General features: G+C 73.1%; 9 protein-coding genes. 6 read left to right on the forward strand and 3 right to left on the reverse strand.

The features are described 5' to 3' along the window. Window positions 1-105 precede the first annotated feature (105 nt). Window positions 106-978, reverse strand: coding sequence for a LysR family transcriptional regulator (locus ACFV9Q_RS10830; RefSeq protein ID WP_377229868.1), 873 nt, complete (start codon window positions 976-978; stop codon window positions 106-108). Window positions 979-1095: 117 nt separating this feature from the next. Here ACFV9Q_RS10830 and ACFV9Q_RS10835 point away from each other — a divergent pair, with 117 nt between their 5' ends. From ACFV9Q_RS10835 to ACFV9Q_RS10845, 3 genes are all read left to right on the forward strand, one after another. Beyond that, the gene (locus ACFV9Q_RS10835; RefSeq protein ID WP_377229869.1) at window positions 1096-1962 is read left to right on the forward strand and encodes an aldo/keto reductase; all 867 of its coding nucleotides are present in this window, start codon (window positions 1096-1098) and stop codon (window positions 1960-1962) included. Window positions 1963-2010: 48 nt separating this feature from the next. Beyond that, complete coding sequence (locus ACFV9Q_RS10840; RefSeq protein ID WP_377229870.1) at window positions 2011-2943, forward strand: aldo/keto reductase family oxidoreductase; 933 nt, start codon at window positions 2011-2013, stop codon at window positions 2941-2943. A 186-nt stretch (window positions 2944-3129) separates the two neighbouring features. Further along, window positions 3130-4761: a hypothetical protein gene (locus tag ACFV9Q_RS10845; protein ID WP_377234419.1), complete on the forward strand. Its 1632-nt coding sequence runs from the start codon at window positions 3130-3132 to the stop codon at window positions 4759-4761. Here the strand turns inward: ACFV9Q_RS10845 and ACFV9Q_RS10850 are convergent. Next, complete coding sequence (locus ACFV9Q_RS10850; RefSeq protein WP_377234420.1) at window positions 4758-6194, reverse strand: FAD-binding oxidoreductase; 1437 nt, start codon at window positions 6192-6194, stop codon at window positions 4758-4760. The genes ACFV9Q_RS10845 and ACFV9Q_RS10850 overlap by 4 nt on opposite strands. A gap of 104 nt (window positions 6195-6298) precedes the next feature. Between ACFV9Q_RS10850 and ACFV9Q_RS10855 the strand changes: the two genes are divergently transcribed. Both ACFV9Q_RS10855 and ACFV9Q_RS10860 read left to right on the forward strand, forming a co-directional pair. Further along, complete coding sequence (locus ACFV9Q_RS10855) at window positions 6299-6838, forward strand: MarR family winged helix-turn-helix transcriptional regulator (RefSeq protein ID WP_377234421.1); 540 nt, start codon at window positions 6299-6301, stop codon at window positions 6836-6838. 97 nt (window positions 6839-6935) lie between these two features. Further along, window positions 6936-8375: an MDR family MFS transporter gene (locus ACFV9Q_RS10860; protein ID WP_377234422.1), complete on the forward strand. Its 1440-nt coding sequence runs from the start codon at window positions 6936-6938 to the stop codon at window positions 8373-8375. Between the two features lie 24 nt (window positions 8376-8399). Here ACFV9Q_RS10860 and ACFV9Q_RS10865 read toward each other — a convergent pair whose 3' ends face one another. Further along, complete coding sequence (locus tag ACFV9Q_RS10865) at window positions 8400-8828, reverse strand: MerR family transcriptional regulator (RefSeq protein ID WP_377234423.1); 429 nt, start codon at window positions 8826-8828, stop codon at window positions 8400-8402. A 62-nt stretch (window positions 8829-8890) separates the two neighbouring features. Between ACFV9Q_RS10865 and ACFV9Q_RS10870 the strand changes: the two genes are divergently transcribed. After that, a complete protein-coding gene (locus ACFV9Q_RS10870; protein ID WP_377234424.1) occupies window positions 8891-9835 on the forward strand; it encodes an NAD(P)/FAD-dependent oxidoreductase in 945 nt (314 codons plus the stop codon). Window positions 9836-10421 lie beyond the last annotated feature (586 nt).

Consider the following 10421-nt stretch of genomic DNA (forward strand, 5'->3'; position numbering starts at 1 on the left):
CCCCAACGTCCTACCCCTAACCACCACCTGCAACCCCCTTTGTGGGGTGCGTGCCGCTGCCGGCCTAAAACCTTTTGAGGAACGAAGACACCCAGCACTCAACGGTCAGGAGAGGGTGGTGTCGGTCAGGAGCTCCGTCAGGTGCGGGGCCGGGCTGTCGATGCGGTCGGTCGGGTTCGTGACCATCGAGACGATCCAGTCCGCCGCGCCGTCCGCCGCGACCGGGAGCGCGACCAGCCGGGCCGCCTGCGGCTTGGCCGCGACGTGCCGTGGCACGAGCGCGACGCCGAGGCCGCGGTCCACCAGGTCGAGCAGCGTGTGCACGTCGTTGACGGTGAACCGCACCCGGCGCCGGACGCCCCGGGCGGCGAACGCGTCGTCGTTCATCTGGCGCACCGCCCAGGACGGGTGGAAGTCGATGAAGCTCTCGCCGCCCAGGTCGGCCCGGTCCACGGTCGCGCGGGACGCGAGCGGGTGGTCCTGCGGGCAGAGGAACACGACCGGCTCCTGACCCAGGACGGTCCGCGGCAGCACGCCCACGTGGTCGGCGGTGGCCACGAACGCGGCGTCGAGCTCGCCGTCGCGCACCCCCGCCAGCAGCTCGTGCGAGCCCGCCTGCTGGAAGGCGATCTCCACCCGCGGGTAGCGCCGGTGGAAGCGTTCCAGCAGCGTAGCCACGTCGACGACGCCGAGGCACTGCTCCGAGCCGACCCGCAGCGTGCCTGCGAGCTCGCGCGAGACCTTGACCACCGCATCGCGAGCTTCCGTCGCGGAGGAGAGCATGGAGCGGGCGAACGGCAGGAGCGCCAGACCAGCCTCGGTGGGCTCGACCCGCCGGGTGGTCCGGCTGAACAGCCGGGTGCCCAGCTCGACCTCGAGGTTACGGATGGCGGCGGACAGCCCGGACTGCGAGACGCCGGTGAGCTCGGCGGCCCGGGTGAACTGGCGCTCGTCCGCGACAGCCACGAGGTATTCCATCTGACGCAGTTCCATTAAGAAACACCAGTTCTGGGAATGATGATGAGGAGTTGTTGGACTTCTAGGTTATCCCTTCCTAGTCTCTGGTCCGAACCCGTTGCGACACGAGGAGAAACCATGCAGCTCCGTTCCATCGGCGGCCGTTCCGTCTCCGCGATCGGCCTCGGCGGCATGCCGATGTCCATCGAGGGACGGCCCGACCGCGAGCGCTCCATCGCCACGATCCACGCCGCCCTCGACGCCGGCGTCACCCTGATCGACACCGCCGACGCCTACCACCAGTTCGCCGACGAGGTGGGGCACAACGAGGAGCTCATCGCCGAGGCCCTCCGGTCCTACGGCGGCGACACCTCCGGCGTGCTGGTCGCCACCAAGGGCGGGCACCTGCGCCCCGGCGACGGTTCGTGGACCAAGGACGGTCGCCCCGAGTACCTCAAGGAGGCCGCCAAGGCCTCGGCCAAGCGCCTCGGTGTCGACGCCATCGGCCTGTACCAGTTCCACCGGCCGGACCCGAACGTGCCCTACGGCGACTCGGTGGGCGCCATCCGCGACCTGCTCGACGAGGGCGTCATCGAGCTGGCGGGCATCTCGAACGCGAACCCCGACCAGATCCGCGAGGCCAACGACATCCTGGGCGGCCGCCTGGTGTCCGTGCAGAACCAGTTCTCGCCGCGGTTCCGGTCCTCGCTGCCCGAGCTGGAGCTGTGCGCCGAGCTGGGCATCGCGTTCCTGCCGTGGAGCCCGCTCGGCGGCATCTCGCTGGCCCGGTCGGGCGAGCTGGGCGCCGAGTACTCCGCGTTCCAGGAGGTCGCGGACGCACACGGGGTCTCCCCGTTCCGCGTGACGCTGGCCTGGGAGCTCGCGCTGGCGCCCGTCGTCGTGCCGATCCCCGGGGCGTCGCGCCCGGAGAGCATCCGCGACTCGGCCCAGGCGCCCGAGCTGACGCTCACCGCCGACGAGGTCGCCCGCCTGTCGGCGGCCTGAGCCGAGCCGGCCCGAGCCACCCAAGCACTCACCACAGGAGAGAAACCCGTGAAGACCTTCACCCTGCCCGGCACGGACCTCACCGTCCCGAACGTCGTCCTGGGCCTCATGCGCATCCAGGAGAAGACGGACGAGGAGGTGCGCACCCTGGTCAAGACGGCCCGGGACGCCGGCATCTCGTTCTTCGACCACGCCGACGTCTACGGCTCAGCCCTGCACGGCTGCGAGACCCGGTTCGCCGAGGCCATGCAGCTCACGTCGGCCGAGCGCGAGCAGATCGTGCTGCAGACCAAGGCCGGCATCGTGCGCGAGGGGCCGTACTTCGACTACTCGTACGAGCACCTCGTCGAGTCGGTCGAGGGCTCCCTGGAAGCGCTCGGCACCGACTACATCGACATCCTGCTGCTGCACCGCCCCGACGCGCTCGTGGAGCCCGACGAGGTGGCGCGGGCGTTCGACGACCTGTCGACGTCGGGCAAGGTGCGCGCGTTCGGCGTCTCGAACCACACGCCGGGCCAGATCGAGCTGCTGCGCAAGTCGGTGACGCAGCCGCTCGTGGCCAACCAGCTCCAGCTCTCGGTGACGCACGCGCCCCTCGTGGCGCAGGGTGTGGCCGCGAACATGCAGGGCCTGGACCAGTCGATCAGCCGCGACTCCGGCACCCTGGACTACTGCCGCCTGCACGACATCACCGTGCAGGCATGGTCGCCGTTCCAGGCCGGGTTCTTCAACGGCGTGTTCCTCGGCTCGCCGGACTACCCGGAGCTGAACGCCGTGATCGACCGGCTGGCCAAGAAGTACGACGTGCCGGCGATCGCGATCGCCACCGCCTGGATCACGCGCCACCCGGCGCAGATGCAGGTGGTGCTCGGCACCACCAACCCGGAGCGGGTGGCGGGCGCCGCCCTCGGCTCGGAGGTGCCGCTGACGCGTGCCGAGTGGTACGAGATGTTCCGCACGGCGGGCTACACGGTGCCGTGACCCGCTGACGTGGGCGCCGCCAGCGGCGGGCAGGTAAGAACGTGACCGCCGGGGTGTGCTGCTCTGCGTAGACAACTTCTACGCCGAGCAACACACCCCGCAGTCGCCATCGCTTCCCCACCGCGAATCCGGGGCGAACTGCCCTCTTTCCTTCTCCGCGCCGAGCGGCTCTGCCAGGGTGGCGGCATGACCCAGACCGCACCGGGCCGACGAGCCGACGCGCGCGGCCGCACGCGCGCCGCCTCCCTGGCCGCCGTGCTGCTGCTGACGCTGTCCGGGCTGACCGCCCTGCCGGCAGGCCTCTTCTCCCCCGAGTACCACAGCGACAGCTGGACGGTGGCCGGCGCCGCGGGCCCGGCGTCCGTGCTGCCCACCCTGGTGCTCGTGGCGGCCTCGGTGACCTACGGATCAGCGGTGTTCCTGCTGTTGACCACCGTTCTGACCACGGTGCACCTGGTCGCCCTGGCCGCGCTCGCTTCGGCGGCCGCGAACGGCCCGCAGGATCCGCAGGTCTTCCTGTCCGGCCCCGTCGCGCTCGGCCTGGCGCTGGTGGGCATCCTTCTGGCCTGGTGGGACAGCACTCGCGCGGACCGGCGGCCGGGGATCGCGCTCCTGGTGGTCGCCCTGGCCCCCGTGCTCGGCCTGCTGGTCGACGCGCGGCAGGCCGGAGACGGTCCGTGGTACGTCATCGGCATCGGCGTCCTGGTGCTCCAGCAGGTCCCGGCGATCCTCACGGTCCTGGCGGCGGGGCTCGTGTGCCTGTCCAGCCGGGGTGCGCGGCTCGGAGGGGCGGCGCTGATCGCACTCTCGGGGGCGAGTCTCCTGTGGGCCGACTCGATCCTGTCCCCGGCGACGCCGCTTCCCGGGCTGCGTCTCGCGGCGATCTCGGCCGCCGTCGTGTGCGCGCTCGTCGCGGCGGCCCAGGCCCCGGGGCCCGCCGACCACGACCAGACCGACGAGACCGACGTCGCGCCGCCGGCCACACCCCCGGTCGCCGCGCCTGCGCCCCCAGACGCCGTGCCCGCGCCTCCGGTCGCCGCCCCCGGGCCTGCCGGCGCGATCGTCCTGCCCGCCCGGGTCCTGCCCACGGTCGCCCTGGCAGTCCTTGTGCTCGCGGTCGCGGTGCAGGTCCCGGAGCTGTTCGCACAGGGCCCCGGCATCCGTCCCGGGCTCGCGGGGCCGGGCCCGCTGGTGGGCCTCCTGGTCGGCGCCGCGTTGCCGGCGGCGCTCACGCTGACGGCCGGTGCGGTGACCCTCAGGACGCGCGGCGTTCTCGTCGTGGCGAGTGCTTGCTCGGCCGGGCTCGCGGTCGCCCTGGCAACCAGCCGGATCACGACGGGCGGAGGGCTCAGCCTTCGCGACCTGCTGCCGTTCGTGGCGCTGGGCCTGGCCCTCGCGCTCGCGTGGGCCACCATGCCCCGGTCGGGACGGAGCGACCGGACGGCGCTCCGCTGGGCCGCTGTGGCGCTCCTCGGCCTCACGGCCTCACCGCTCGCGCTCCTTGCCGACCCCACCGTCGACCTGGCGTACATGGGTCGGTACCTGCTGTCGTACCCGCTGGCCGGTGCCGGGCCCGTGGTCGCCGCGGCCCTGCTCGGCTTCCCGCGTCGCGCCACCCGGCTGACGGCGGCGGTGCTGCTCACCGCGCTCGCACTGGTCGGCGTCCGCTTCCTGATATACGACGCCTCGGGACTCCGCCTGGCCGCCGCACTGGACCTGGTCCAGATCTGCGGGTACGGCCTGGCCGCCGTGCTGGCGGCCGCGGCCGCCCTGCCTCGCCGCGACGAGACCGGGCAGCCGGTTCCGGTCGAAGGCTAGACCTGGGGCGTCACGTTGTGGTTGCTCGCGAACAGGTTGCCCGGGTCGTAGGCCCGCTTCACCTCGCGCAGCCGGGCCAGCGTCGCCTCGGGGTACGCGTTGCGGACGTCCTCCTCCGTGGCGGTGGACATGAAGTTCACGTAGCCGCGCCCGCCGACGCCGAGCGTGTCGGCCGTCGAGGTGATCCACTCCCGCAGCCCGGCGAGCCCGTCGAGCTCCGGGGTCATGCCCTGCACCGTGACCATCCAGGCCGCGTCACGGTGCGCAAAGGCCGTGTCCGCCGGGTCGGCGTCCGCGATCGCGCCGCCCATGGGCCGCAGGTTCACGGCCGCGACGCCCGGCGGCGCCCCGAGCACGGCCCCGACGGCCGCGGTGGCCCACGCCTCGTCGGGCGCCCAGGCGCCGTCGCCGAGGAAACCGGTCCGGGCGTCGCCCGGCATGCCGCCCTCCGGGCCGCCGACACCCGCGAACATCTCGGGGTAGGCGATCTCCCCCACGCTGTCGTGCACGGGGGCGAGCGCGCGGAGCGGGGCGTAGACCGCCTCGGCCTGGTCCGCCGGGCCGGCGAAGCACACGAGCGCCATGACGATCGGCTTGCCGTGCGCCTCGGCGGGCAGCATCGGCAGCGGCGGCGCCACCAGGACGTTGACCATGCCGGACAGCTCGGCGGGCGCCTCGGCCAGCGCCGTCAGCACGCCCGCGAGCGTGGCCGGCTCGGCGGGCCAGACGAACATGCCCCCGGTGACCACCGGCAGCTCGCGCAGCCGCAGCTCGATCTCGGTGACGACGCCGAAGTTGCCGCCGCCGCCCCGCAGCGCCCAGTAGAGGTCGGGGTTCTCGTCGGCGTCGGCCCGGACCACCCGGCCGTCCGCGAGGACCACCTCGGCGCCCAGCACGTTGTCGACGGTGAGCCCGTGGGCCCGGCTGAGGTAGCCGATGCCGCCGCCGAGCGCGAGGCCCGTGAGGCCGACGCCGCCGGTGTCGCCGAACCCGGTGGCCAGGCCGTGCTCGCCGGCCGCGACGATGTAGTCGCCCGCGAGCACGCCGCCTTGCGCCCGCCCGACGCCGGCGTCCCGGTCGATCTCGACGCCGTCCATGAGGCGCAGGTCCAGCACCAGCCCGCCGTCCAGCAGGCTGTGCCGGGCGAGGTTGTGTCCGCCGGCGCGCACGGCGACCGGCAGGCCTGCGTCGTGCGCGACGGCGAGCGCCGTGGCGACCTCGTCGGCGTCGCGCACGCGCGCCACCGCGGCCGGGGTGCGCTCGGCGCCGCCCATGAACACGGCGGCGGCGTCGGCGAACCCGTCGGACGCCGGGGTGAGCAGGCGGTCACCGAGGGCGGCCGCGAGTGGGGCCAGGGCGCGGTCGAGCGCCTCGGGCGAGAGGTCGGTGGTGCTGGTGGTGCTGGTTGTGCCGGGGGTGTCCTGCGTGGCCATCGTCGAGCCTCCGTGTCGGTACCGGATCTTCCAGGTGACAAACGTTAGGCATCTAAGGATTAGGCGTCAATGCATTTCGGGGACGGCCGAACTATCCTGCGTCCATGCAACCAAGCGGACGGCCCGACGGCGATCCAGACGGCCCCGCTGCGGGGGTGAACCCGGGCCAGGCCGGCCCCGTGCCGGTCGCGGTGGCCATGTGGCAGTCCGTGCACCGCGTCATGCGGGCGTTCGACGCGCAGCTCTCCGAGCAGGGCGCGACCTGGCAGGTCTGGCACATCCTGCTCGCCGTGCACCAGGGCACGCCCGCCACCCAGCGCGAGCTCGCGCGCGCCGTCGGCATCCGGGAGGCCACGCTGACGCACCACCTGCGCGGCATGGAGGACAGGGGGCTGATCGTCCGCAGCCGCCAGGAGACCAACCGCCGGGTGCAGCGCATCGAGGTCACCGCCGACGGCGAGGCGCTCTTCCGCCGGCTCAAGGCGGAGGCGATCAAGTTCGACCGGACGCTGCGGGGCGCGATCGGCGCCGGGGAGGACGACGTCCAGGCGTTCTTCGCGACGCTGGGCCGCCTGGCCGACGTGGTGCCCGACGGCGGACGCGACATCCTTCCGGAGGGCTGGCCGGGCAACCGCCGGGACTGACCCGGCGACGCCGGGAATAAAACACCCGGCGACCGGGAATAGGCGGTGCCCCGGGCAACCTTGTACGTGTCGTGCAGCACACCCCGGAACCCCAGGCATGACCGCGACGTCCACCGGCACCACCGACACGCGGCTCGGCCTGCGCGGCGACCGTGGCCCGATCCTCGGCGCGCTCATGCTCGCCACGGCGCTCGTGGCGCTCGACGCCACGATCCTCGCCACCGCCTCGACCACGATCGCGCGCGAGCTCGGCGCGTTCGAGCAGGTCCCGTGGCTCTTCTCCGCGTACACGCTCGCCCAGGCCGTGACCGTCCCGGTGTACGGGCGGCTGGCCGACGTGTTCGGCCGCAAGCGCGTGATCCTCGCGGGCATCGCGCTGTTCCTGCTCGGCTCCGTGCTGTGCGCCGTGGCCTGGAGCATGCCGGCCCTGATCTGGTTCCGGGTGCTGCAGGGCCTGGGCGCCGGCGCGATCCTGCCGATGTCGATGACGATCGCCAGCGACATCTACACGCTCGCCGAGCGCGCCAAGACGCAGGGCTACATGGCCAGCGTGTGGGCCGTCTCCTCGGTGCTCGGCCCCACCCTCGGCGGCGTGTTCAGCCAGTTCGTGAGCTGGCGCTGGATCTTCTGGGTCAACGTGCCGATCGGCGTCGTGGCCCTCCTGGCGATCTGGCTCAAGTTCCACGAGAAGGAGCGCGACGGCGAGCGCCAGCCCGTCGACTACGTGGGCGCGGTGCTGCTCACGGGCGGCAGCACGCTGCTGGTGCTCGGCCTGCTGGAGGGCGGCCACGCCTGGGGCTGGGCCTCGGCGCAGTCGATCGTCATCTTCGTCGCGGCCGTGGCGCTGCTCGTCGCGTTCGCCGTGTCCGCCCGGCGCACGGCCCACCCGATCTTCGACCTGCGGCTGCTGCGCCGCCGGGTGGTGGGCGCGTCGACGGCGGCGTCGCTGATGGTCGGCGTCATCACGCTCGGCCTGTCCACCTACATCCCGATCTACGCGCAGGGCGTGCTCGGCGTGGGGCCGCTGGTGGCCGGGTTCGCCCTCGCGGCGCTCACGCTCGGCTGGCCCATCGCGGCCACGCTGTCGGGACGGGTCTACCTGGCGATCGGCTTCCGCTGGACCAGCACGATCGGCGCGGTGGTCGTCCTGGCCGGCTCGCTCCTGACCCTCCTGCTCGACGCCGACGCCGCCGTGTGGCAGATCTCGGCCGCGGTGTTCGTCATCGGCCTCGGCATGGGCCTGGTGGCCGTGCCCACCCTGCTCGCCGCCCAGCACAGCGTGGGCTGGGGCGAGCGTGGCGCGGTGACTGCGACCAACATGTTCGCCCGGTCGATCGGGCAGGCCGTCGGCGTGGCCGCGCTCGGCGCGGTGGTCAATGCCCTGACGGTGGTCGGCGCGGACGGCACGCCCGAGGGGGCGGGGCTGGCGAACGCCATGCACCTGGTGTTCTGGTGCGTCGTGGCCTGCGCCGCGGTGATGATCGTGACGGTGCTGCTGCTCCCCCGCGACAACCCGAAGGTGACGCAGTCCGCGTGACGGTTACGCGGTACGCGTGACGGCTCATGCCGTCCGCGTGACCACGAACCCCTCCCGCACGCCGTCGAGCACGTCCTGGACGTGCTTGCGGAAGCCGGGGCAGGTGGCGATGTCGTGCGCGCGGCACTGCAGCGCGTGCTCCGTCATCGCGCGGGACGCCGCCATGTCTGCCATCCGGCGGTCCAGGTCCGCGATGTGCGCCTCCAGGACCTGGTGCCGGTCGTACGCCCCGGCGTCGAGCATGACGCGCACCTGCTCCAGCGTCATGCCCGCCGCCTTGCTGCGCACGATGACGCCCACCCGCACCACGTCGTCGCGCCCGTAGCGGCGGCGGCCGGCACCGTCGCGCGCCGGGCGCAGCAGGTTCTCGTCCTCCCAGTAGCGCAGCACGTGGGTCTCCAGCCCGAACCGACGGGCCGTCTCGCCGACCGACCAGGTCTCGCTTGACTTCATGTCAACATGAAGTCACATCCTGGGGTGGTACCGCAAGACGTCCCGGGAAACGGAGCCCTGCCATGTCCGCCACAGACCCCCTGACCTCCTACGACGCCGTCGTGATCGGCGGCGGCCCCGCCGGCCTCCAGGCCGCGCTCACCCTCGGCCGGATGCACCGGCGTGTGCTGCTCCTCGACTCCGGCGAGTACCGCAACGCCACGGCCGAGCACATGCACAACGTGGTGACCAACGACGGCCGGCCCCCGGCCGAGTTCCGCGCCGTGGCCCGCACCGAGCTCGCCGCCTATGCGACGGTGACCGTCCGCGAGGACGCGGCGACCGCCGTCGTGCCGGACGGCGACGGGTTCCGGGTGGAGCTGGGCGCCGACGTCGTCCCGGCCCGCGCCGTGGTGCTCGCGACCGGGCTGCGTGACACCCTGCCCGCGATCCCCGGGCTGGAGCCCCTGTTCGGCACCGTCGCGGCCGTGTGCCCCTACTGCCACGGGCACGAGCTGAGCGGCAAGCCGGTCGCAGTGCTCGGCAGCGGCCCGCACGTGGCCCGGGTCGCGTTCCTGCTGGAGCGCATCGCGAGCCGCCTGACCGTCCTGGCCGACGGCGGCGACCTCGACCCGGACACCCGCGCCCTGCTGGCCGACGCCGGGGTGGGCGTGCGGCCCGAGCCCGTCAAGGAGCTGGTGCGCACCGCCGACGGCGCGCGCGTCGTGCTCGCGGAGGGGCCGGACGAGGAGGTGGGCGGCATCTTCGTCGCGGCCGAGTTCGGTCAGCGCGCGCCGTTCGCGCAGCAGCTCGGCCTGACCCTGCTGCCGTCGGGCGCCGTCGAGGTCGACGCGATGGCCCGCACCAGCCTGCCCGGCGTGTTCGCGGCCGGCGACATGGCGCACACATCGGCGATGCCGGGGCCGCTGGCGTCGGTGCTCATGGCGGCGGCGTCGGGCCAGCTGGCTGCCGTCTCGCTGGACGCGGAGCTGCTGGGCCGCGACCACCCGACGCCGTCGCCGGCCTGACCTCCGCCAGGTCGGCACTCCCCTGGCCGGAACCCGCCAAGTCGGCAGTCTGCATCGAGGTCGGCACAGACCTGTGCCGACCTCATTACAGAGTGCCGACCTCGGGGCAGGCGCCCAGGAATGTGCCGACCTCAGCACCACCGCCCCAGGAAGGCTGTCGGGCCAGCAGGTGGCCGATCAGATCCCGCCAAGTCGGCAGCCCCCCTGATCTCTCGGCCAGCCAGGTCGGCACTCCCCTGGCCGGAACCCGCCAAGTCGGCAGTCTGCGTCGAGGTCGGCACAGGCCTGTGCCGACCTCATTACAGAGTGCCGACCTCAAGGCAGGCGCCCAGGAATGTGCCGACCTCAGCACCAGCACCCCAGAGAAGTGCCGATCCCAGCGCCAGCACCCCAAACGAGCACCAGCAGCCCGACCACTACGCGCTCTCGCGCAGCGCCCTTCGCTCGCTCTCGATCGCCAGGAGCTCGGCGAACGCGGAGTTGTAGGTCTCGGCGTCGGCGGGGTCGAGCCGCTGCAGGCGGCTGCGCGGGGGGTGGACCCCACGGGTTAGGGAGCAAGAGACGAACGAGAAAAAACAAACACCGA

This window comes from Promicromonospora sp. NPDC059942 (genome assembly GCF_042731755.1).
Classification (GTDB): domain Bacteria; phylum Actinomycetota; class Actinomycetes; order Actinomycetales; family Cellulomonadaceae; genus Promicromonospora.